Here is a 22664-nt window from a genome sequence, read left to right as displayed (position 1 = left end):
TGTCACCCCTTTGGGGTTTAGGCGCAGATTATTGAGGTTTTTTTGCTATAATACTGTCATCCCGTCGGGATTGGATCCCTGGTATTCAAAATTTATTTCCTTGAATGATTTTATTTTTAAGTGCTTTTTTCGGTGAGGCGATAATATGCATCAAGATATAACCGAAGTAAAAATCCCGAAGGGATGACATTATTATAGAAATGAAAAAATTAGTGATGCCTAACCCTTAAAGGGAGGCCCGCGCAGGGCGACATAATCTCAACCAATATTTGCTTTAATAGAAATAAATTGAATTTTGACCTAGCCTGTTTACTTGCAAAATAGTATACTCAAATTCAGAAATTGCAAACATTTGTATATCAATATTTTAAACTGTTATTAGTATTTCAATTTTGATATCCAACCGAAAAATTTAGACCTGTTAATAATATTAAAAACAAACCTTTTCCTGGATCATGAACCAAAGAAGCTCTAAAATCGTAAAACCAGTATGAAAAAAGCCTATTTTTACGGCTTCTTGTTTCAACAGATCTTAATTTATGTCAAATAACCTCTTCGATTTTGGAATGATTGGGTTGGGAGTAATGGGTAGAAACCTGCTACTGAACACAGCTGATCACGGTTTTTCTGTTATTGGTTTTGATAAGGACGAAACCAAAACTGCTGCGCTGGAAGCAGCGGCAACAGAAGGCACTACCGTAAAAGGAGTTCCGGATCTTGCACATATGGTGCAGCAGTTACAACGTCCGCGCAAGCTTATGATGCTTGTGCCAGCCGGAAAGCCGGTTGACGATGTGATAGAATCTTTATTGCCTTTGGTTGAAAAAGGTGATATAATAATTGATGGTGGAAATTCGCATTATACGGATACTTTACGCCGGGTTAAATATCTGCGTGAAAAAGACATTCATTTCATGGGCGTTGGTGTTTCCGGCGGTGAGCAGGGTGCGCGTACCGGTCCAAGCATTATGCCTGGTGGTGATATTGAAGCGTATGGCCATGTAAAACCTTTGCTTGAAGCAATTTCGGCCAAAGTAAATGGTGAGCCTTGTGTGGCATATCTTGGAAAAGAAGGTGCCGGACATTATGTCAAAATGGTTCATAATGGTATTGAGTATGCTATTATGCAGTTGATCAGTGAGGCATATACCTTATTGAAACATGCAGGACTTAGCAATGACGAACTTCATGAAACTTTCAAAAGATGGAATGAAGGTGCGCTTCAATCTTTTCTGGTAGAAATTACCGCCGATATTTTCCTGCAAAATGATGATAAAACAAGTGCACGTTTACTGGATGTGATTTCGGATAAAGCAGGTTCAAAAGGAACCGGCAAATGGACTTCACAAGATTCTATGGAATTGCCTGTTGCCGTTCCAGTGATTGATACTGCTGTTGCGATGCGTACAATTTCAGGTTATAAAGATGAAAGAGTGAAAGCCTCAGCATTGTATAATGAATCGGGCGCAGCGCTTAACGTTTCGATTGAGGAATGGGTTAAGCAGGTTCATGATGCATTATATTTTGCTACGATATTAAGTTATGCCCAAGGTTTGGCCATGCTTTATCAGGCATCGAAAGAACTTGCTATGGATATTCCTTTGCCGGAAGTAGTAAGTGTTTGGCGTGGTGGATGTATCATCCGTTCAACCTTGTTGGAAACATTTACACAGGCTTACAAACAGTCGCCGGATTTGTCTAACATTTTATTGGATTCAGGTGTTGCATCTCTTGTGAAATCTGCTGAGGGCAACACACGTGCGGTAGTTGCGCAGGCTGCTTTGAGTGGTATTCCGGCTGCGGCATTTATGTCGTCACTTGCTTACTTTGATGCGTACCGTACTGAACGTATGGCGACAAATCTTATTCAGGCGCAACGTGATTATTTTGGAGCTCACACCTACCAGCGCACTGATATTTCAGGCTCTTTCCACACGGAATGGAATCATTAAAAAGTAACTTTTATGAAAACTAGTAAGAGGCCGCCTGCTTCTATATTATTTATTTTTGGAGGCAGCGGTGATTTAAATTATAGAAAATTAACACCAGCGCTTTATAATCTTTTCCTTGACGAATGGATGCCCGAAAAATTTGCAATTGCAGGTATCGGGAGGAGTGCTTATAGTAATGAAGAATACCACGGTCATTTGCTGGATGGAATTACGAAGTTTTCCAGACGGAAAGATGAGCAAAATGAGCATTGGGAAGATTTCAGCCAGCATGTTTCCTATCTTCAAATGGATGGAGATGATGCAGCAGCTTATCATAAAATAACGGATCTTGTAAAAGAAAAAGAAGCAGAATGGGGCCAGCATCCCAATGTGATTTTTTATCTGGCCGTTGCTCCGCAGCTAGTACCTTCTATTGCGACCAAACTTGGTGCACTTAATCTTTGCAGTGATATTCATTGTACCAGAATTGTGGTTGAAAAACCTTTTGGACATGATTTAAAAAGTGCACATGAATTGAATGCACTGCTTTCCGGCATGTTCAAGGAAGAGCAGATTTTCAGGATTGATCATTATCTGGGAAAAGAAACGGTACAGAATATCCTGGCTTTGCGTTTTGCAAATGCTTTGTTCGAACCGCTTTGGAACCGGAATTACATTGATCATATTCAGATCACAGCTGCGGAAAGTGTAGGTTTGGAAGGTCGTGGTGGCTATTTTGAAAATTCTGGTGCGTTGCGTGATATGGTTCAAAACCACATTTTGCAAATCCTGTGCATGGTAGCGATGGAAGCTCCGGTTTCTTTCGATGCTAATGAGATCAGGAATAAAAAGGTAGATGTGCTTAATGCAATTCGAAGGATTTCTCCGGACAAAGTTCATGAGCATGCGGTTCGCGGACAGTATTCAAGCGGTACCAAAAAAGGCGAAGCAGTAGTTGGGTACCGTGAGGAAAAAGGCGTTAATCCTGAATCGGCAATTGATACTTTTGCTGCTGCAAAATTCTATATTGATAACTGGCGCTGGCAGGGTGTTCCGATTTACGTCCGTACCGGGAAATATTTAAATCAGAAAGCTACCCACATTACCTTGCAGTTCAAATCTGCCCCGCATAATGCATTCCCGTCAGAAGCTGAGGATATCTGGCATTCCAATAAACTTACGATCAGTATTCAACCTGAAATGGATATCAGCCTGAGTTTTCAGGTGAAACGTCCTGGTCAGACGATGACACTTGATCCGGTTAATATGACTTTCAGTTATGACGATGCGTCAAAAGATCATGCGCCTGAGGCTTATGAAACTTTACTTCTGGATGTAATGGAAGGCGATGCAACACTATTTATGCGTGGCGATCAGGTTGAAGCGGCTTGGAAAGTTATTATGCCGATCTTGGAAAACTGGGAAAATAACAAACCAGCTGATTTTCCAAATTATGCGCCGGAATCATGGGGCCCGGATGCAGCCGATCAGTTAATTGCGCGCGAAGGGCATGCATGGATTAATACACCGTCAGCTTAAAAATATCAAACTATGGGACAACTTCATATTGCCAATGACTCCGTACAGTTGAGCACAGAGCTTGCCGAATGGATCAGTAATTACATAAACGAAGTATTGACGAAAAAGGATCGGTTCACTTTTGTTCTTTCAGGTGGCGGCACGCCGAAGCTTCTTTATACTTTACTCGCCGCCAAACCATACAATGAAAGTATTCCATGGGAAAAAATTCATTTTTTCTGGGGTGATGAAAGAGCCGTTCCTTTTGAAGATTCACGTAATAATGCTAAAATGGCGTACGATGAGCTTCTGGATAAAGTAGGTGTGAAAGCTGAAAATATCCATGTGATGCGTACGGATATCGGAGCGGAAGAATCTGCTGCGGAATATGAAAAAATATTAAAGCAGTATTTTGAAGGCGAGGAAACAACGTTTGATTTTGTATTACTGGGCATGGGAGATGATGGACATACTTTGTCTTTATTTCCGGGGACCTCTGTGATACATGAAAAAGATGCGTGGGTAACTTCTTTCTTCTTACCGGCTCAGGATATGTACCGTATTACGCTTACGGCTCCCGTTGTCAATCAATCAGCCGCAGTTGTGTTTTTGGCTGTTGGGACAGGAAAAGCAGAAACTTTGAAGCATGTTTTGGAAGGAGAATTTGAACCTGATAAGTATCCTTCACAGGTTATCAAACCAGCAAAAGGACAACTTCTCTGGTTTATTGACGAAGCTGCGGCAGCTGGTTTAAAAGCATAATTGTTCTATAAAAATATAAATAGGGAAGGACGCTATTCTAAGTGTCTTTCCCTTTTCTGTTTTAAAAATATAAGAAATCCCTATTAGCAAACCAGGATTTTAATAGGCACACTCCCGAATTCATCTTACATTTGATCTCTTACTCAATCCTATAAAAACGCCTTGAAAACTGTATTAATTATTGACGACGAAGAAAAACTTCGTGCTCTTTTGGCTAGAATTCTGAAATCAGAAGGCTTTGATGTACTTGAAGCAGGAGATTGTAAATCAGGTTTAAAAAGCGTTGAAATAAATGATATTGATGTTGTTTTATGTGATGTAAAACTTCCTGACGGAAGCGGAGTGGATATGGTTTCTAAAATCAAACAGAAAAAATCTCAGGTTGAGGTGATTTTGCTGACGGCCTATGGGAACATTGCAGATGGCGTGCAGGCCATGAAAAACGGTGCTTTTGATTACATCGTAAAAGGAGATGATAATGACAAGATTATTCCACTCTTGCACCGCGCTATCGAAAAAGTACAATTACAAAAGCGTGTTAAAGAACTGGAAAAAAGGGTTGAAGATAAATTTTCTTTTCAGTCGGTGATTGGTAAATCAAAATCAATTCAGCAAGCCATTGAGTTAGCCCAAAAAGTGGCTCCTAATGACACCAACGTGTTACTTACAGGAGAAACGGGGACGGGAAAAGAAGTTTTTGCACAGGGAATTCATCAAGCCAGTCAGCGGGCTGGAAAAACGTTTGTTGCTCTGAACTGTGGAGCTTTTGGGAAAGATATTCTCGAAAGTGAATTGTTTGGATACAAACAGGGCGCTTTTACTGGTGCCAATAAAGATAAAAAAGGGTTAATAGAAGAAGCCAACAACGGCACCTTATTTCTGGATGAAATTGGAGAAATGCCGCTCGAATTACAGGCTAAACTTCTCCGGGTATTGGAAACAAATGAATTTATTAAACTTGGAGATACGAAAACAACAAAATCTAATTTTCGGTTAATAGCGGCTACGAATCGCGATTTGAAGATAGAGAGTGAAGAAAAGAGGTTCCGGTCGGACTTGTATTTCAGATTAAATGTTTTTCAGATTCAGCTTCCGCCGCTTCGGGAAAGAGTGAAGGACATAGAACCGTTACTTCAATTTTTTGTCCATCAGTTTTCAGCAAAAATGAATAAAAAAAAGTTGACTTATACGGATGAATTTCTCAAAAAACTGGAAGTTTATAAATGGGTTGGTAACATTCGTGAATTGAAAAATGTAATTGAACGGGCCGTGATTTTAAGTGATGATCAGCTTGATATAGAAAGTTTACCTTTCGAAATCCAACAATCCGAACCGGCTGCGAAAAACGGTCAGCTTTCTGCATTTTCAATGGAAAGTATTGAAAAACTGCATATTCAGAAAGTCCTGAATTACGCCAAAGGAAATAAGGCAGAAACCGCCAGATTACTCGAAATTGGAATTGCAACGCTCTACCGGAAATTGGAAGAATATAATATTCACTAAGATTTTGTGTTGAATAAAAAAAACGGCCTCTAATTAGTGGCCGTTTTTAATTACAACTTGTTGCATTTTAATATTGACAGATTAACATAATTTTTCCTACTTGAATCTTACCGAACCATTTTTCCTGATAAGAAAATTTCTTCTTACAATCCTTTGTTATTTCAATATCAAAGGAGCCTCAATTTAATTAAAACACAATTAAACCTAGCTTAAAATGAGGTTAAAATTGGATCTTTTAAGGATTTCGCTAATTTTTGTTTTTGATTTTAATAGGATTTTCCCTTTGACGCACGATAAGAATAAGTATTTAATTTAAAACTTATTATCTACTTTTGTGTTAAAGTCTATAATGTTAGTAGATTATCAATTCAATTTTAAACCTATTTAGTTATGTCACTTCGATTAGGAGATATTGCCCCGGATTTCGAGGCAAATACTACACAAGGACCAATAAAATTTCATGAGTGGTTAGGAACGAGCTGGGGACTATTATTTTCTCACCCTGCCGATTTTACGCCGGTATGTACCACTGAACTTGGTAAAACTGCACTTTTAAGCGGTGAATTTGAGAAACGTAATGTTAAAGTATTAGCTGTAAGTGTTGACGATATAGATTCTCACAACCGCTGGATTCCGGATATTAATGAAGTAAATGATACCGTTGTTAATTTTCCAATCATTGCTGATGAGGGACGCAAAGTCGCTGAATTGTATGATATGATTCACCCAAATGCAAGCGAAAGAGCAACAGTTCGTTCGGTATTTATTATCGGTCCGGACAAAAAAATTAAACTTACGCTTACCTACCCGGCCTCAACCGGACGTAATTTTAATGAAATTATTCGTGTAATTGATTCACTTCAGTTAACTGCAAACTATTCTGTGGCTACACCAGCAGATTGGAAAGATGGGGAAGACGTGATCGTTGTTCCTTCTGTAAGTACAGAAGATGCAGAAAAGAAATTTACAAAAGGTTTACGTATTGTAAAACCATATCTTCGTTACACGCCGCAGCCTAATAAATAATAGGTTAAGGCGGCCCCCAAATAAAAATCCTCCAATTTTATCCTTAGAAGGAATGATAAAATTGGAGGATTTTTATTTTTTACAATTCTAGTTTTCCACTTCCGACTTTTCAATTTCTTCCGGCTCAATCACAGGAGTGCCGTAAAAGGTCATGTGTTTGGCTCCCTGATAATAATACCAGATTGAAGCAGCCATTGGAATGTGGCTGATGTCGTTATAGTTAAACCACGGTCCGAAACTAAATTTTAGTGCGTGAAAGCCTGCTGCCAATGCACCAAGCCCGGTTGCTATAAAAATGTTGACACTTCCCGGATCTTTTTTGTGTTTGTAAACATAAATTTCAATCATAAACAACATCAGAAACAGCCCGTAAAAAGCATGGATTTCAACAACTACGAAATTGAGCGTAACTAATGTCAAAACAAAGAACAGCGTTAACTCGAAATAATTAAGATATCCGAGCCAGGAGCCGAATTTTGGTTTTAAAAGGGGTTTAATATGCCAGATTGCAGCTCTTTCAAACAAGGCCACCGCTATCATACTGGAAAACCATCCGGGGATTTTACCGGGTTGTCCGGTTATATACAGAAATCCGTGTCCCAAAACACCGCCAATTACTGTGGCAATTCCCATAAACAGAAAGAAATATCGTATCTGACTATACATCCGGTGCACACGCGCAAGTCTGCCCAATTGCACAAACGCGTAAAAGCAGACAATAGCCATCAACAGGCTGGAAATAACAGTTGAAGGTTCCAGAATGGTAATGCCAAAAAGTTTTATCTGGTGAACTTTGCTGAAATCTATGATAACATCATTCATTGAAAGAAAATCTTAATAGGAGTAAAAAAGACCTGGGTTAAAAATTAATTTTCTCAAAAATAAGAACAAAAGTGTTCTGGTCTGCAACACACTTCGAGATAAACCTCTCTTTATTAATATTGTGCCAGTACTGGTAAAATTATATTTCAGGGTTTTCGAGGCCGTTTCCTTTTTGTGAATGGCAAAATTAGTCAGGCGAAAAGTACTACTGGTAGACAAAATCGAGTTGCTGGTCTATTTCCTGAATAGATGTGAAATGCATATTATTTCTTTGTGTCGGGAAATGTGTTCAAGAACAAAACTGACCCTCCTGACAATTAATTATTCAACCATGAGAAGATTTTTTTTAATGCGTTTTAAAGTAACAGCTCTTGTCTTAATTTTATTTTTACAGGCACATTTAAGTAATGCACAGGGTCCGTTGGCACCTTCAAATATTTCGAAGACTGCTGTCATACCCATGGGTAATTCTAAAATCTCGGGATTAGTGTCAGATTCGGCGGCTGCGAAACCGGTTGAATTTGTAAGTGTTGCTCTGGTTAATTTTTCAGACAACAAAGTGCTTGACGGAGCAGTAGGGGATGACAAAGGAAAATTTGAAATAACGGGCGTTGCTGCTGGAAAATACAAATTGTTGTTTTCATTCATCGGATTTAAAGATAAATCTATAACTGTGGTCGTAGAGAGCGGTAAAAATGTTGATTTGGGAACGATCAAAATGTCGGCAAATACTAAAACTCTGGACGAAGTAACGATTACCGGTGAAAAGTCAATGGTGGAGGAAAAAGTAGACAGACTGGTTTATAACGCAGAAAAAGATATTACTTCAAAAGGTGGCGACGCATCAGATCTTTTAAGAAAAGTGCCAATGTTATCGGTTGATTTGGATGGAAATGTTTCGTTACGCGGAAGTTCCAACATTCGTGTTTTGATTAATAATAAGCCTTCAACAATCATTGCCAGCAATGTGGCCGATGCGCTGAAACAGATTCCGGCCGATATGATTAAATCCGTAGAAGTGATCACTTCACCTTCCGCAAAATACGATGCGGAAGGATCAGGCGGGATTATCAACATTATTACCAAGAAAAATAACTTACAAGGACTGACGCTCAATGTTGATTCCGGAGTTGGAAACCGCGGTACTAATCTTGGTTTGAATGGAAGTTATCGTAAAGGAAAAATGGGTTTTACCTTGGGAGGATTTGGTCGGGCATTTTATAATAAAGCTACATCGGTACTGGATCAGGATACAAAATCTGGAAGTGATATTTTTTCTACCAAACAAAATTCGAATGCCAAGGACCGAGGTATATTCGGACAATATTCTTTGGGTTTTGATTATGACCTGGGCAAAAATCAGGCACTTTCAGCCGGTGTACGTTATGGAACCCGAAACTTTATCCAAAAGCAAAATCTGTTTATCGATCAGTTAACAAATTCGGTTGCTACTGCAAGTTCACAACGTAAAGTGGACCGCAAAGACCTTTCGGGAACTATTGACATGAACGTAGATTATGTACGTACGTTCAAACCTCAGCAGGAATGGAGTTTTTCCACACTTTACAGTCGTACTAATCTGACGAATAATTTCAATACCGATATTCTAAATACGAGTGGAAATGTAGGTAGCCGACTGAAAAATGTCAACGGGAATTCTAACAACGAATTTACGCTTCAAACGGATTACCAAACACCAATTAAGAAAAACCAGTTACTGGAATTTGGTGCAAAAGGAATTTTCCGTAAGGTAAACAGTGATTATAAATATCTGATGGCAAGTGAGTCAGGCGATTTTACAATCAATCCGAACAACCCTTCCGGTACTTTGAATTATAATCAGAATGTTGCTGCCGGTTACGTTTCTTACACTTTGACAACAAAAAATAAATACACGATCAAAGCCGGAACACGTTACGAATATACCGGAATTAGTGCCGATATGGGCGATAAGGGGAAGATATCAATCCCAAGTTATGGAAACCTGGTTCCGAGTATAAATCTTTCTAAAAATGTTACGGATGCCACTACAATTAAAGTCGCGTATAACAGAAGATTACAGCGTCCCGGTATTCAGCAGCTAAATCCAAATGTAAACATTGCAAATCCGCAAAGCATCAGCATGGGAAATCCATCATTAAGTCCTGAGCTTACCAACAACTTTGAAGCGGGTTTGAGCACCAACATCAAAAAGACTTATCTGAATATTTCCGTTTTCGCCCGTAATACAAATAATTCGATCACGCAGGTTCGGACTACCATTGATACACTTGCCGGTGCCATTGTTACCACCTATGAAAATATTGGTAAGCAGCGTGCGTACGGTGCCAACGTTTTTGCCAACGTTTATCTGACTTCAAAATGGACAGTTAATGGAAGTATTGATTTATTGCAATCACATATGGAGGGACAAACTACAAATGAATCTGGTATTTCTGTACCGGTTAGTAACTCCGGATTCAATTATGGTGGAAGGATCATGTCTCAGATTTCCTTGAAAAAGGGATGGGGATTACAGGCTTTTGCTTTTTATCGGGGTAAGGAAGTGCAATTGCAAGGTTCAAGAACCGGATTTTATATGTACTCGCTTGGCTTCAAAAGAGATTTCAATAACAAAAAAGGAAGTATTGGCTTTGGTGCTGAAAACTTCATGACGAAAGGTGTAAGATTTACTTCGGATCTTCAATCACCGATTTTTGGGCAAACCAGTCAAACGCAACTTTACAATCGAAATTTTAAGATAACTTTTAGCTATACCATTGGGAAAATGAGTTTCGACGCGCCCAAGCGTAAAACGCGCTCGGTTTCCAATTCAGATGTAAAAGGAGGAGGTGAAAATAACTAGGATTTTTATAAGGCATAATATCAAAGACCAACTTTCAGGTTGGTCTTTTTTTGTTTATGATTTTTCTTTCTTTAATATAATAGTTTAGATCTCGTCATATGTCAATAAATTTGTAGATTTAAGTTGAAAGTTTAATTATTCATCTGAATTTCTCAGCAATGAAATGGTCATTTATTATTCAGCAAAAACTCAAAGCCAGTTTGCTTCTGGGCGGAATTATGGTTGTCATAGTTCTGGGAACTGTTTTATCCAGAAATAACATTAACGGAATTGATAAATCGTTATCCTCCATTTATGAGGACAGGCTTATTCCGGCTACAACGATTATTTACCTCACTGAAAATGTTTATAACAAACGGCTTTCCCTGGAAAAATATCTTTTTTCGGAAGACGTTACGGAGCATCCAGCTATTTTATTCCATTTAATTCAGTACGATAAAAATTTGGATTCGTTGACCAAAGCATTTGAAAAAACGTATCTGGTATAGGAGGAAGCCATAATTCTTTCAGATTTGAAAAATAAACTCAGCACGTATATTTTACTGGAAAAGCAAATTATAGAAAATCAGAAAGCCGGTAATCTCGTGTTGGCTAAACAAATTTTTGAGGGAGAAGGAGCTGTTGCCTTTCAAAATTCAGTTATTCATCTTAACGAACTTGCCAAAATCCAGTCAGACGTAGGGAGTAAATTAATGCTAAAATCTAAAACTGATTTTTCGGGTTTTGCTATGCTTTCATTTTTACAGATTGCACTTGCGGTGGTTTTAGGACTGATTATTCTGGTTTTGATCAAAAATTCAAGGATTATTAATGACCCTAAAATTTTAAAAACAAAGGGCCAAAACTTTCATATGAATTGATAGTATAAAACAAAAGAAAAGACGGATCGAAAAGCTTTGAGCTCAACGATCCGTCTTATTTATTTTAATCCTGATATTCTTATTGACCTACTTTACGGCCTTTCAATGTTTCACGCTGATTGCTTACCTGTTTCAATAAATCTTTGCTAACAAAAAGACGAGCTCCGTTTCCGGATTGAAGATCAAACGTGCGGTCTTTGTAGCTAAATTTATTGTTAGGCAGGATATCAAGGAAATAATTCTGTCCGCTCAAATTGAATTTCATACCTTTTTTATCAGTCTGAGTATCATCCCAGGAAACAGAAATAGCTCCGCTGCTTGATCCAAGTGCTACACCAGGAGTGAAAAGACGCACGTTAATAGTCTGGATACTTTTACCATTATTAATACTGATTTTCCCCTCAGGATTTACTTTGATATCATTCGGGTCACTCACTTCCCTGCGGATTGTAATTGCCTTGTCATTGAAAAACTGAACTTTACTCAATGGAATTCCCGCATTTTCCAGATCCTTGCGCAGGTCTTCAGTAAAAACAGTATAGTTTGTAAATGGAATTGAATTCGTGGTTGTACAGCCCGATACTGCTGCGATAAGTGCCAGACCGACAAATAGTTTTTTAATTAGATTCATGGTTTTTAATTCGTGTTTCAGTATTAACTGATTGTCAAAATGTTTTTCTTTTTATAAAATGTAGAGAATGCAAAATTACTAAAAAGCCTCGCAGTAACCAACTTCAAACAGATATCAATAAATGTGCTTCTGTGCTGACAATCTGTCATACTGGTTTCGTCATAATTCTTATTGGAACGCAAATTTTTATACAGTATTGCAAACGAGAAAATAATTCTAAAATATAATATTCAATAAACATAAAAATTATGGAATCAGTGATTCAGGAAAAAGGAAATCTTAGCATTCATACCGAAAATATATTCCCGATCATTAAAAAATTCCTTTATTCGGACCACGAAATATTTTTGCGTGAATTAGTTTCAAATGCTGTTGATGCAAGTCAGAAGATCAAAAAACTTGCTTCTTATGGCGAGTTCAATGGTGAACTTGGAAATCTGAAAGTTGTGGTTAAGCTTGATAAGGAAGCTAAAACCATTACTATCAGCGATAACGGTATCGGTATGACTGCCGATGAAATTAAAAAGTATATCAATCAGATCGCTTTTTCAGGAGCTACCGAATTTGTTGAAAAATATAAAGACAAAGGTGAGGACGGGAAAGGTGACAAAGGAATCATAGGTCACTTTGGTCTTGGATTTTACTCGGCCTATATGGTTGCGGAAAATGTTGAGATTATTACCAAATCCTACAAAGATGGCTCGGAAGCTGTTCGCTGGATATGTGACGGATCGACCGAATATGAATTAACATCAGCCGAAAAGGCGGATCGCGGATCAGATATTATTCTTCATATCGCTGCCGATTCGGAAGAATTTTTAGAAGAAGATCGCCTGAAAGGAATTCTTGATAAATATGGTAAATTCTTACCGATCGAGATTGAATTTGAAGACAAGATCATCAACAATCCAAACCCGATCTGGACAAAAAATCCATCGGATCTGACAGATGAAGATTATATTTCTTTCTACAAAGAACTTTATCCTTTTAGCGAGGATCCGTTATTCTGGATCCATTTGAATGTGGATTATCCTTTCAATCTGACGGGAGTTCTATATTTTCCAAAATTGAAAAACGATTTCCAGGGGCAACGCGAAAAAATCCAGCTTTACAGTCGTCAGGTATTCATTACGGACGAAGTAAAAGATATCGTTCCTGATTTCCTTCAACTATTACACGGTGTAATCGATTCTCCGGATATTCCTTTGAACGTTTCAAGAAGTTATCTTCAGGCTGATGGGAATGTAAAGAAAATTAACGGATATATTACGCGTAAAGTAGCGGATAAATTATCTGAAATTTTCAAAAATGACCGCGCCGGATTTGAAGGAAAATTTGATGACATTGGATTATTCGTAAAATACGGAATTATCAGCGATGAGAAATTCTATGAAAAAGCGAAGGATTTCTGCTTGTTAAAAAATGTTGACGGCAAATATTTCACCTTTGAAGAATACAAAGAGGCCGTTAAAGAAAATCAGACCGACAAAAATGAAATGCAGGTTTGGTTGTATACAACGGATGAAAAGAAACAGGATGCCTTCATTCAGTCAGCAAAAAAACGCAGTTATGACGTTCTTCTTTTGACAAGCGTAATTGATTCTCATTTTATCAATGCGTTGGAACAAAAGGTTGAAAAAATCCAGGTTAAACGTGTGGATGCGGATACGCTTGACAAGCTGATCGAAAAAGACGTAACGCTGGAGAGCATTCTGTCAACAGAAGAATCTGACAAGGCTAAAACGCTTTTTGAAGCTGTTGTAAATAGCAAAGCAGGTAATGTTCAGATTGAGGCAATGCCGGTCGATGAATTGCCGGTAGTAATTACTTTCCCTGAATTTATGCGTCGTATGACGGATATGCAGGCTTCTTCGGGACAGCCGTCGATGTTTGGAAATATGCCTTTGATGTACACAATTTCAGTAAATGCAAACCATCCGATAATCGGACGTATTTTGAATACTGAAAATGAAGAAGAACAAAAATCGCTGGCAAAACAAGTTTATGATCTTGCACTTTTGTCGCAGGGACTCCTAATTGGAAGTGATTTGACTCAATTCATCCAGCGTACAGTTGTTGGTTTATAATTGAAATAATTTTTAACGAAAAAATCCGCTTTCATAACGAGAGCGGATTTTTTGTTTTAAGAGAAAATTTTATTACTGTCTCCCTGCAATCAATTTGTCTTTCAGGATTTGCAATTCCTGCCATCTTTTTTCATTTGCAAGCTTTGCCTGTTGTGGCCAGCTGCTTGGATCGTGCATTTGAAAACGTGGTCCGGCATTTTTAAGAATATTGGATATTCTTATAGGATTGGTATTCGACAACTGTTCGTACGTGTAAATACCTTCCTTATTAATAAGCTCCTCAATTTTAGGTCCAATTCCCTCAATTATTTTGAAGTCTTCCGCTTTTGCAGGATCTGCCTGTATTGCAGTTGGATAAACTGTTTTGGAAGCCTTACCTACCAGTGTTGTTTCAACAGATTTAAATTCAAGCTGCTGAGCACGGCAGTCGGCAAGTTCAATTTTCCTTTCAGAAATTGATTCACGGAGTACTCGTATACGTCCGTTTGTAATCAGTCGGGCAATAAGCCACCCGACAAAAGCTGCGATGATCAGCAGAATTAATATTTCAGAAATAGCCACAGGCTTACTGAATGGATTGAGTTGTAAAAGCATCATGATTTCTTATATCGTTATCTTAAAAGATTGATCAGTTAGACTATTCTTCGCGGCCGCCGTTGAGGATATCCTGCCATGCCTTCAATTCATCCCAACTTCCTTTGGAAGCCAGTTCAGCCTGACGTGGCCATGTAGCGGGATCGTGTACCTGGAAACGGGAATCAGAACTCGAAAGAATTGCCGAGATCTGTTCAGGCGTTTTCTGACTTAATTGATAAAATGAATAGATTCCCGCAGTATTCAAAACACTTTCGATTTTTGGGCCCACACCTTCGATAATCTTCAAGTCATCATGCTGTACTTTTTCAGTTGCAACAGCAATGCCGGTAAAACCTTCACGGGTTGTATTAGAAGCCGTTTTTTGTACCTTTTTCTGAATTCTACAATATTCCAGATCACTGTCCAATCGGCCAAGTTCATTTTCAAGTTGGGTGATAACAGAATTACCCGTTAGATAGCCAATAATATATCCGAGAATTGCCGCCACAACGAGCATCAAAATATGCTGCCACAAAGCGTCAGGATTTGCAAGAGGATTTAATTGAAACATGTTATAATGTGTTTTGAGTAATAAAATAGCTATTGGACAACAATGGTAACACGGCGATTGGCACGTTTACCTTCCGGTGTATTGTTGGAAGCTTTAGGATCAGCTTCGCCTTTGCCATCGGTTGAAATCCTGTCGGCAGGAACTCCCAGCGAAACAAATTTTGCCTTTACGATTTCCGCTCTCTTTTTAGAAAGTTTCAAATTCCATTCTGCACTGTCGTCGCTATCGGTATAACCGGTCAAAAGTAATTTTTTGTCTTTATTTTCAGATAAAAACTTTTTAGCCTCAATCAGGAATTTCTGATTTTCTCCGGTTTTAATATATTCTGTGCTTGCGGTTGGGAAATACAGATCCAGCGGTTTAAAAATACTTTCATATTTCTGTTCATTCGCAAGATCGTTTTCAGTAACTGCAATTCTTTTGGCAAAAGTAAAATCAATGCCGCCGTGAAGTGAGTCGGGACTAAAAACGATACCGTCATTTAATTGACCGTTCAAAACAAAAATAGAATCAGCTAGACCTTTGCTGGTAAAATAGTTTTTAATAGCCGCTGCACGGGCAATTCCCAGATTAGGGAAAGTGGTTGCATTGGTTTCCTGTGACGAATACGAGCCGGTAATCGTAATCATTTTTCCAGGATTAGCAGCAGCAAATAAAGCCAGGGAATCAATTTCTGCTTGTACGCCATTAAAATTGGCATTGGCACCAGATTTTGCAAACCCGAAGTTTCCGGAAGAAGTTAGATTGAGCTCGGTTCCATCAACGATTGTTAATGGTGAAATCGCAGGGGCTGTTGTTGAAATAACAGTTGAGCTTGTAAGTGGTGCATCGCAGAGGAGCTTAATTTTACAAACGTGCCAGTAGGCCGAGCCAGCCATCCAGCCAATAAGTAATAACCACCAGATTGTTTTGTTGTTTGACATATGTGTTGTAGGGATTTAATTTACTTTTTGACTGAAAAAATCTATTCGGTCACAATATAATTCCTCTACAACTGTATGCAACAAACGATTAAATAAAAAAATAGCCCTGACACAATGCAATCAGGGCTATTTTTTTTATCTGTTCATTGATATTAAAAACTCTTCATTGTTTCTGGTTCCCTTCATATGGTCGAGTAAAAAATCCATGGATTCCATGGCGTTCATATCAGACATATGTTTTCTTAAAATCCAGACCTTTTTAAGTGTTTCCTTGTCAAGCAGTAAATCTTCACGACGCGTTCCTGATGCCATAACGTCAATCGCAGGGAATACACGTTTGTTTGAAAGTTTACGATCCAGCTGCAATTCCATATTACCTGTTCCTTTGAATTCCTCAAAGATAACTTCGTCCATTTTGGAACCTGTATCAATCAATGCTGTTGCAATGATCGTAAGCGATCCTCCATTTTCAACATTTCTTGCTGCTCCGAAGAATCGTTTTGGTTTATGCAAAGCATTGGCATCCACACCACCGGAAAGAATTTTCCCGGAAGAAGGTACCACGGTATTATATGCACGGGCTAAACGCGTGATCGAATCCAGAAGGATAACCACATCATGTCCGCATTCTACCATTCTTTTCGCTTTTTCAAGCACAATGCTCGCTACTTTCACGTGACGGTCAGCCTGCTCATCAAAAGTAGAAGCAATAACTTCAGCACGTACACTGCGCTGCATATCTGTAACCTCTTCCGGACGTTCATCAATCAAAAGGATTAATAAAAATACTTCAGGGTGATTACGTGTAATGGCGTTGGCGATTTCTTTCAAAAGAACCGTTTTACCCGTTTTTGGCTGCGCAACGATCATCCCACGCTGTCCTTTTCCAATCGGCGCAAAAAGATCAAGAATACGCGTTGAATATTGATCAGGACGGCTGCTCAATCTTAAACATTCTTCAGGGAAAAGAGGAGTAAGGTATTCGAATGGAATACGGTCTCTGATTTCTTCTGTTGTTTTGCCGTTAACCGTTTCAACACGAAGTAAAGCGAAATATTTCTCTCCTTCTTTCGGAGGACGAATCTGGCCTTTTACAGTATCACCGGTTTTAAGACCAAATAATTTAATCTGCGAAGGCGAAACATATATATCATCCGGACTGGCCAGATAGTTGTAATCAGCGGATCTCAGGAAACCATAACCGCCATCCTGCATAATCTCTAAAACGCCTTCATTGATAATCAGACCGTCAAATTCACGGACATAATTGTTATAGTTGCGCTTGATTTTATTCGATGGATCTTCTCTTGGAGAAGAATTTTGCTGTGGTTGGCGTTCGTTATTCTCTCCGGCCTGCTGTGCTGGTGTTTCTTCACTTGAACCGGTATTTACAGGAGCGCTTTGGGCAGCTTCCGTGTTATCAGCCTGAGAAGAATTTTCAGGCTGCGACGTACTTTCAGCTACTGGAGTCACATCTTCACGCCCCAGGTCATCCAGTGTATCTTCAACCGAATCCAGTTCACGACCTGAATCCTTATTTTTAGAAACTTCGGATTTTCTTGAATTATCAAATTTCCTTGCTGGCGCTTCATACTTCTTAGCTGGCTCAGCAATAATAGCAGGAGCTTCTTCGGTTATGGTCGGTTGTTCGCTCGTTTTTGGTGTGGTGTCAAAAAGAGGAGCGGGTGAAGGACGGTTAGTTTCTTTTAGCGGCTTATTGGTACGAACATTGATCGCTTTGACAGAAACGGGGGTTTCAGTACGTCTGGCTCTTTTTTTCTTAGGCTCATCACCAGCAGAATCGTCAGTCTGGTTTGCTTCACTTGTCAATTCTGACTCTGGAGCAACGTTTTGCTGTGCAATAATTCTTGACACTAATTCTTTTTTGGGGAGTTTGGCATAGTCTTGAATGCCGCTTTGTCCCGCTATTTCTTTCAGCTCAGATAAAAGCTTAAGGTTCAATTCATCAATTGTAAGCATACAGAAGATATACAGTAAAGATAAACTTTACCAGATGATTAATGGGATAGTGAATATAGATGGAAAATTGATAGGAGAACGCAGGTCTCGTGTCACGTGATGGTCATTAATGCGTGGATATATTTATTTGCCAAGTCTTAATAAAAGACGAGCCAAACAGGATAAAATTATGATGGATCAACCAGGAAATTCTGCAATTTAATAGAAAAAGTAGTGTGTAATAATTTCTCAGAGTATTTTTCTCGCTAGTTTTGAGAGCTAACGGAAGCCAAACATAACGGAATAATACAGGGGTGTTTTTTTACTTAAAACGAAGGTACAAAGTGTTTTTGTTATTTCCAAATCGTTTTACCCTCTATTTGGTGAAAAACGTTAATTCATGTTAAAATTTAGGTAAATGGCCGCCGGTCTTTTAGAGAACGTTAGTATTTCTGCCAAGAAAAGAGGACTTTTGTGGGAATATGAATGTGGTAGTCGATTCTGGTAATACGTATTCCAAAATTGGATGGTTTCTGGGGGATAATTTAATCCGTTATGAAACACGTCTGAGTTTTACAGTACTCATTGATATGATACGTGCTGAGTTGCCTGAACGTATTATATATTCGTCGGTAAACAGGCCGTTAAATGAATTTCTGGAAGCCTTGGATCGCGATGTGGATGTGGATGTTTTAAATCTGACTGGTGTTTTGCCGGTACCCATACAAAAGGATTATGAGACACCGCATACGTTGGGAGCCGACAGAATTGCAGCTGCTAGTGGTGCCAATTGGATGTTTCCGGGAAAAGATGTACTGGTTGTTGATATGGGTACCAGTATTACCTATGACCTGGTAGATCGGGACGGAATTTTCAGGGGAGGATTAATTTCTCCTGGCGTAAGGATGCGATTTAACGCCCTTCATACGTTTACCAAAAGACTTCCATTATTTGATCCCGAAAAAAATCCTGAATTCGTTGGGAAAAGCACAAAAAATGCTATTCAAAGTGGAGTCATGAATGGTACTTTGGCTGAGATTGAAGGAATAATTAACAGGTACCGAAACGAAATACCATCTTTGTGCGTAGTTATATGCGGCGGAGATGTACCTTTTTTTGAAAGTAGCCTGAAACCGCCCATATTTGCAGTGCCGGAACTGGTATTAATAGGACTGAACAGAATTTTAATATATAATGTCGCTCTACAATAGAATAGGATTACTCACGATAGCCATCACGCTCGGATGCAATTGTTCGGCCTTAATTTCAAAAGTTAATGCACAGGGATTAGGAAATTCGCCATATTCATCTCTTGGTATGGGCGAACTTTATACAGATGCATTTGCATCATCCTCAGGTATGGGGCAGGCAAATGTAAGTTCTGCCAGCAGTTTTGAAATTAACAACCTTAACCCTGCATTATGGGTTAGAAACAAATATACTACCCTTGATTTTGGTGGAATCGGGCAATATAAAAAGATTGTATCCGGTGCTAATAACCAGCGTAATGCAGGAGGAAACCTGGCGTATGTTGCTTTGGCTTTTCCGGTAGCGCCCCGCTGGACTTTGGGTATCAGTGTTAAACCTTACAGTTTTGTTGATTTTAAAAATACAGATGTAAGAAATGTTGCCGGTACGAATTTATTTGCCGATTATGCAACGAGCGGAAAAGGCGGTGTAAATAAAGCATCCTTTACCAATGCTGTACAAATAGGTAAGTATCTTAGCCTGGGTTTAGAGGCCTCTTACTTTTTTGGTAATGTCAGAACGGCGTCGGAAGCGAGTATTGGTGATGGATCCGGATATCTTGTAAGTGTAAGCGATCGGACAGTTTATAAGGATATTTCTTTCCGTGGTGGCGCAGCTTTAAGGCTTCCGCTTAAAAAGAACAACAAGCTGAATTTAAATCTTGGAGGTGTTTATGGAGTTGGGACAAAACTGAATGCCGAAAGAACCACAGCATTTGAGTTATTACAGAGCTCATTTCCTGTAATTGCACCCGATACGCTTGTTAAAAACAGAAAAGGAAGTGTCACACTCCCTGCAAATTATCAGGTAGGATTTAGTTTTGAATGGCCTTACAAACTTACCCTCGCAGCCGATTTCAGCCATGAAGGATGGACCGGATACAGAAATTATGACAAATCTCTTGGTAATGATGGATTGAAAGATGTAAACCGCGTTCATGTTGGCGTTGAGTATACACCTAAATTTGGTTCTCTGAGTTACTTGGATAATGTAAGATATCGCGCCGGTTTCAGTCATGGAAATACACCTTATACAATTAATGAAAAAAATATAAAAGATACCAATGTGAGTCTTGGTTTTACTTTACCGATGGGGCGCGGGTATCAGAATTTTATTACACTTTCATTTGTCGGTGGCCAACGCGGAGTACTTGGGACTGGTATGGTGCGTGAGCGTTATGGAAAGGTTGTTCTCGGGCTTACGCTAAGAGAAAGATGGTTTGAAAAACAAAAACTTGATTAACAATAAGCCTATACGCATGTTGGCTATTAAAGTAATAGTACGGTACTTTCAAAAAGGAGATAGATTTATATCTCCTTTTTGTATTCTGGCACTTGCCGGATTTTTTTTCATTGCCTGTGAACCCAGTGATAAGAAAAAAGGAAAACCCTACACAGGTCCTGTTGAAATAACAAATGGTGTTGAACTAAAATATAGCGAACAGGGCTTGATGAAGGTTTTACTGAAAACACCGAAGCAGCTTCGATATGAAAATAATGACAAGATTTTTCCCGACACAATCAATATCAACTTTTATGATCCTTTAGGTGTAACAGTCGTTACACGTTTACGGGCGGATTCCGGCCGGTTTGATCAGCGGAAAAACGTTTATATTGTCAAGGGAAATGTTAGAGTTGTAAAGTCCTTAACAAAGGAATTGCTAACTACAACTGAATTAACCTGGAGCCCTGATACCAGAAAGGTGTTTACGGATAAATTCGTTTCCGTGAAAAATACCGTAACAAAAGATATAATTAACGGAAACGGAATGGACGCCGATCAGGATTTTTCGCACATAAAATTTAGGAAAGGTACATTTAAAATGAAGTTCAAAGAAATTTAACGTTCAACACAATCGATGAGCGCTTTTGTTACCGTGGCAATAGGTGTATAAATGCTGTCTTTGCCCCACTTCATATTAACATATGTAATTACTTCGGCAATTTCCAACTCCTGTAATTTTGGATTTGCAGGCATCGGCCGATTAAACGGTTTTCCGTTAACTTCAATTGTTGATTTCATACCATATCGCATAATGCAGGCCATTGCAGGCTTGTCCTGAATTATTTTTGATCCAGCCAATGGAGGGTACAAATTTGCCATTCCTTTACCATCGGCCTGATGGCAATTTGCACAATTCATCGTGTAGATTTGATACCCTTCGGCAAAATACTGTTCGGTTTTCAGCTCTTGTTCACTTTGACATGAAAAAATGGTGAAGACGGATAGGGAAAATATTAATTTCTTTATCATGAATTTAAGGTGTCGCAGGGCACTCTATTTTTTATATTCTTCTAATAACGATTTAATCCCCTGAATCAGTTTCTGGGTACCTTCTTCGGTTGTTCCATCATACATGCCGCGTATATGTTTTTCTTTGTCGATCAGAATAAAAGCTCCGCTGTGCAAAAAGCCTCCTTCCGCAGTTCTGTCTTCCTGAGCTGCTGACAAATAGCTTTTCTGTCCAATCTCATATATTTTTTCTTTCGGGCCTGTCAAAAATTGCCATTGCTTACCTTCAACGCCCAAATCTTTTGCGAATTTATTCAGAACCTGAGGCGTATCATGTTCCGGGTCGATGGTATGGGAAAGAATCATCACGTCCGGATTGTCCTTGAATTCTTTATAAACTTTCAACATTTGTCTTTTCATAACGGGACAAATGGTGGGGCAGGAAGTAAAGAAGAAATCGGTAACGTAAATTTTATCCTTAACAATTTTTTCAGTTACTGTATCTCCATATTGATTTGTAAAAGTAAAGGTAGGAATTACGTTATAAATCGTATCTGTCACTTCCTTTCCATCTACTTTTTTGGTCACCCAATCCCGTTCTCCCAATATTGGTAATTTCTTGTTGCCACTATCACAACCTGACATCAACCCCAATACCACAAATAGGACAACTAATTTGCTATAACCAATATTTCCCAAGCTTCTCATATATTTTAATCTAAAAATGTTTTTGCTTCCTGTATGTTTTTGGAAGTAATTTCTTTTACGTCAATAATCTTTTTTTTCTGCAACTCGAAATAGAGAATTGCTTCTTCCGGTTTAAGTTTTTTTGCTGAATCTCCACGGTATTCATGCATCCAATCCATCATCAGCTTATCAGATTCGTTCAGTTTCTGATTAATTTCCGTGGCTTTGATACGTTCTTCCGCGATTGTATTGCCGGCAACTCCTTCGTTTTGTAAACTATCCATGTGTATAATTTTTTTGGAAAGTTTGGATTTGAGGGTCATGATATCATCCATCTGGGGCATCACAGCATCGTGGATGGTCATCACTTCGCCTTCAAGTTCGAGGACTTTATCGGCATTTTTATTACAGGACAAAAGAGAAAATCCAAGCCCTAACGCGAGTACATATTGTTTCATGATGTTAAATTTATGAGGGTTATCC

The 22664-nt window shown here is 38.8% G+C and carries 19 protein-coding genes and 1 pseudogene; 11 read left to right on the top strand and 9 right to left on the bottom strand.

Annotated features, from left to right (window positions below; translation table 11 throughout):
- Nucleotides 1–539: 539 nt before the first annotated feature.
- The 5 genes from gndA to FZF08_RS00195 all read left to right on the top strand — a co-directional run bounded on the left by gndA (nt 540) and on the right by FZF08_RS00195 (nt 6740).
- Nucleotides 540–1952 (top strand): NADP-dependent phosphogluconate dehydrogenase, encoded by a 1413-nt coding sequence (gene gndA, locus FZF08_RS00215; protein WP_159466621.1) that lies wholly within the window; start codon nt 540–542, stop codon nt 1950–1952.
- Nucleotides 1953–1964: 12 nt separating this feature from the next.
- On the top strand, nt 1965–3470 hold the full coding sequence (gene zwf / locus FZF08_RS00210) for a glucose-6-phosphate dehydrogenase (protein WP_159466620.1): 1506 nt from the start codon (nt 1965–1967) through the stop codon (nt 3468–3470).
- A 12-nt stretch (nt 3471–3482) separates the two neighbouring features.
- Nucleotides 3483–4211 (top strand): 6-phosphogluconolactonase, encoded by a 729-nt coding sequence (pgl, locus tag FZF08_RS00205; RefSeq protein ID WP_159466619.1) that lies wholly within the window; start codon nt 3483–3485, stop codon nt 4209–4211.
- 162 nt (nt 4212–4373) lie between these two features.
- On the top strand, nt 4374–5714 hold the full coding sequence (locus tag FZF08_RS00200) for a sigma-54 dependent transcriptional regulator (protein ID WP_159466618.1): 1341 nt from the start codon (nt 4374–4376) through the stop codon (nt 5712–5714).
- 390 nt (nt 5715–6104) lie between these two features.
- Nucleotides 6105–6740: a peroxiredoxin gene (locus FZF08_RS00195; RefSeq protein ID WP_159466617.1), complete on the top strand. Its 636-nt coding sequence runs from the start codon at nt 6105–6107 to the stop codon at nt 6738–6740.
- An 87-nt stretch (nt 6741–6827) separates the two neighbouring features.
- Here the strand turns inward: FZF08_RS00195 and FZF08_RS00190 are convergent, their stop codons facing one another.
- The gene (locus tag FZF08_RS00190) at nt 6828–7562 is read right to left on the bottom strand and encodes a DUF6962 family protein (RefSeq protein ID WP_159466616.1); all 735 of its coding nucleotides are present in this window, start codon (nt 7560–7562) and stop codon (nt 6828–6830) included.
- Nucleotides 7563–7893: 331 nt separating this feature from the next.
- On the opposite strand from FZF08_RS00190, the gene FZF08_RS00185 reads away from it, so the two are divergent.
- Nucleotides 7894–10407 carry a TonB-dependent receptor domain-containing protein gene (locus FZF08_RS00185; RefSeq protein WP_229216361.1) on the top strand — a complete coding sequence of 838 codons (2514 nt, stop codon included), beginning with the start codon at nt 7894–7896 and terminating at the stop codon, nt 10405–10407.
- A 158-nt stretch (nt 10408–10565) separates the two neighbouring features.
- Nucleotides 10566–11267, top strand: a pseudogene (locus FZF08_RS00180) (MCP four helix bundle domain-containing protein).
- Between the two features lie 79 nt (nt 11268–11346).
- On the opposite strand, the gene FZF08_RS00175 reads toward FZF08_RS00180, so the two are convergent.
- A complete protein-coding gene (locus FZF08_RS00175) occupies nt 11347–11898 on the bottom strand; it encodes a hypothetical protein (protein WP_159466615.1) in 552 nt (183 codons plus the stop codon).
- A gap of 248 nt (nt 11899–12146) precedes the next feature.
- Between FZF08_RS00175 and htpG the strand changes: the two genes are divergently transcribed.
- Nucleotides 12147–13985 (top strand): molecular chaperone HtpG, encoded by a 1839-nt coding sequence (gene htpG, locus FZF08_RS00170; protein ID WP_159466614.1) that lies wholly within the window; start codon nt 12147–12149, stop codon nt 13983–13985.
- A 72-nt stretch (nt 13986–14057) separates the two neighbouring features.
- Here the strand turns inward: htpG and FZF08_RS00165 are convergent, their stop codons facing one another.
- The 4 genes from FZF08_RS00165 to rho form a co-directional block, all read right to left on the bottom strand.
- Entirely contained in the window at nt 14058–14582 is a 525-nt protein-coding gene (locus tag FZF08_RS00165) for a hypothetical protein (RefSeq protein WP_159466613.1), read from the bottom strand.
- Between the two features lie 40 nt (nt 14583–14622).
- The gene (locus FZF08_RS00160) at nt 14623–15132 is read right to left on the bottom strand and encodes a hypothetical protein (RefSeq protein WP_159466612.1); all 510 of its coding nucleotides are present in this window, start codon (nt 15130–15132) and stop codon (nt 14623–14625) included.
- Nucleotides 15133–15161: 29 nt separating this feature from the next.
- Nucleotides 15162–16055, bottom strand: a complete 894-nt coding sequence (locus FZF08_RS00155) for an OmpA family protein (RefSeq protein ID WP_159466611.1) — start codon at nt 16053–16055, stop codon at nt 15162–15164.
- A gap of 135 nt (nt 16056–16190) precedes the next feature.
- The gene (gene rho, locus FZF08_RS00150; RefSeq protein ID WP_159466610.1) at nt 16191–18035 is read right to left on the bottom strand and encodes a transcription termination factor Rho; all 1845 of its coding nucleotides are present in this window, start codon (nt 18033–18035) and stop codon (nt 16191–16193) included.
- A gap of 461 nt (nt 18036–18496) precedes the next feature.
- Between rho and FZF08_RS00145 the strand changes: the two genes are divergently transcribed.
- From FZF08_RS00145 to lptC, 3 genes are read left to right on the top strand one after another with little or no spacing between them, the layout of a single operon-like run.
- Nucleotides 18497–19225, top strand: coding sequence for a type III pantothenate kinase (locus FZF08_RS00145; protein ID WP_159466609.1), 729 nt, complete (start codon nt 18497–18499; stop codon nt 19223–19225).
- Nucleotides 19209–20504, top strand: coding sequence for a hypothetical protein (locus FZF08_RS00140; RefSeq protein WP_229216360.1), 1296 nt, complete (start codon nt 19209–19211; stop codon nt 20502–20504). Before FZF08_RS00145 ends, FZF08_RS00140 begins: the two co-directional genes overlap by 17 nt.
- Before the next feature lie 16 nt (nt 20505–20520).
- The gene (gene lptC, locus FZF08_RS00135) at nt 20521–21105 is read left to right on the top strand and encodes an LPS export ABC transporter periplasmic protein LptC (protein WP_159466608.1); all 585 of its coding nucleotides are present in this window, start codon (nt 20521–20523) and stop codon (nt 21103–21105) included.
- On the opposite strand, the gene FZF08_RS00130 is transcribed toward lptC, so the two are convergent.
- The 3 genes from FZF08_RS00130 to FZF08_RS00120 all read right to left on the bottom strand — a co-directional run bounded on the left by FZF08_RS00130 (nt 21102) and on the right by FZF08_RS00120 (nt 22639).
- Nucleotides 21102–21515: a cytochrome c gene (locus tag FZF08_RS00130; RefSeq protein WP_200836998.1), complete on the bottom strand. Its 414-nt coding sequence runs from the start codon at nt 21513–21515 to the stop codon at nt 21102–21104. The two genes, lptC and FZF08_RS00130, sit on opposite strands and share 4 nt — an antisense overlap.
- A gap of 24 nt (nt 21516–21539) precedes the next feature.
- The gene (locus FZF08_RS00125) at nt 21540–22139 is read right to left on the bottom strand and encodes an SCO family protein (protein WP_229216403.1); all 600 of its coding nucleotides are present in this window, start codon (nt 22137–22139) and stop codon (nt 21540–21542) included.
- Nucleotides 22140–22207: 68 nt separating this feature from the next.
- Nucleotides 22208–22639 carry a viral A-type inclusion protein gene (locus FZF08_RS00120; protein ID WP_159466606.1) on the bottom strand — a complete coding sequence of 144 codons (432 nt, stop codon included), beginning with the start codon at nt 22637–22639 and terminating at the stop codon, nt 22208–22210.
- Nucleotides 22640–22664: the final 25 nt, after the last annotated feature.

This window comes from Dyadobacter sp. 3J3 (genome assembly GCF_009801115.1).
In the GTDB taxonomy this organism is placed as follows: domain Bacteria; phylum Bacteroidota; class Bacteroidia; order Cytophagales; family Spirosomataceae; genus Dyadobacter.
This window is presented reverse-complemented; position numbering and strand designations above follow the sequence as displayed.

What these genes read in the sequence shown, in the direction of transcription:
- gndA (WP_159466621.1), top strand. Translation starts at nt 540, where the DNA reads ATGTCAAATAACCTCTTCGATTTTGGAATGATTGGGTTGGGAGTAATG.
- zwf (WP_159466620.1), top strand. Translation starts at nt 1,965, where the DNA reads ATGAAAACTAGTAAGAGGCCGCCTGCTTCTATATTATTTATTTTTGGA.
- pgl (WP_159466619.1), top strand. Translation starts at nt 3,483, where the DNA reads ATGGGACAACTTCATATTGCCAATGACTCCGTACAGTTGAGCACAGAG.
- FZF08_RS00195 (WP_159466617.1), top strand. Translation starts at nt 6,105, where the DNA reads ATGTCACTTCGATTAGGAGATATTGCCCCGGATTTCGAGGCAAATACT.
- FZF08_RS00190 (WP_159466616.1), bottom strand. Translation starts at nt 7,562, where the DNA reads ATGAATGATGTTATCATAGATTTCAGCAAAGTTCACCAGATAAAACTT.
- FZF08_RS00185 (WP_229216361.1), top strand. Translation starts at nt 7,894, where the DNA reads ATGAGAAGATTTTTTTTAATGCGTTTTAAAGTAACAGCTCTTGTCTTA.
- FZF08_RS00175 (WP_159466615.1), bottom strand. Translation starts at nt 11,898, where the DNA reads ATGAATCTAATTAAAAAACTATTTGTCGGTCTGGCACTTATCGCAGCA.
- htpG (WP_159466614.1), top strand. Translation starts at nt 12,147, where the DNA reads ATGGAATCAGTGATTCAGGAAAAAGGAAATCTTAGCATTCATACCGAA.
- FZF08_RS00165 (WP_159466613.1), bottom strand. Translation starts at nt 14,582, where the DNA reads ATGATGCTTTTACAACTCAATCCATTCAGTAAGCCTGTGGCTATTTCT.
- FZF08_RS00160 (WP_159466612.1), bottom strand. Translation starts at nt 15,132, where the DNA reads ATGTTTCAATTAAATCCTCTTGCAAATCCTGACGCTTTGTGGCAGCAT.
- FZF08_RS00155 (WP_159466611.1), bottom strand. Translation starts at nt 16,055, where the DNA reads ATGTCAAACAACAAAACAATCTGGTGGTTATTACTTATTGGCTGGATG.
- rho (WP_159466610.1), bottom strand. Translation starts at nt 18,035, where the DNA reads ATGCTTACAATTGATGAATTGAACCTTAAGCTTTTATCTGAGCTGAAA.
- FZF08_RS00145 (WP_159466609.1), top strand. Translation starts at nt 18,497, where the DNA reads ATGAATGTGGTAGTCGATTCTGGTAATACGTATTCCAAAATTGGATGG.
- FZF08_RS00140 (WP_229216360.1), top strand. Translation starts at nt 19,209, where the DNA reads ATGTCGCTCTACAATAGAATAGGATTACTCACGATAGCCATCACGCTC.
- lptC (WP_159466608.1), top strand. Translation starts at nt 20,521, where the DNA reads ATGTTGGCTATTAAAGTAATAGTACGGTACTTTCAAAAAGGAGATAGA.
- FZF08_RS00130 (WP_200836998.1), bottom strand. Translation starts at nt 21,515, where the DNA reads ATGATAAAGAAATTAATATTTTCCCTATCCGTCTTCACCATTTTTTCA.
- FZF08_RS00125 (WP_229216403.1), bottom strand. Translation starts at nt 22,139, where the DNA reads ATGTCAGGTTGTGATAGTGGCAACAAGAAATTACCAATATTGGGAGAA.
- FZF08_RS00120 (WP_159466606.1), bottom strand. Translation starts at nt 22,639, where the DNA reads ATGAAACAATATGTACTCGCGTTAGGGCTTGGATTTTCTCTTTTGTCC.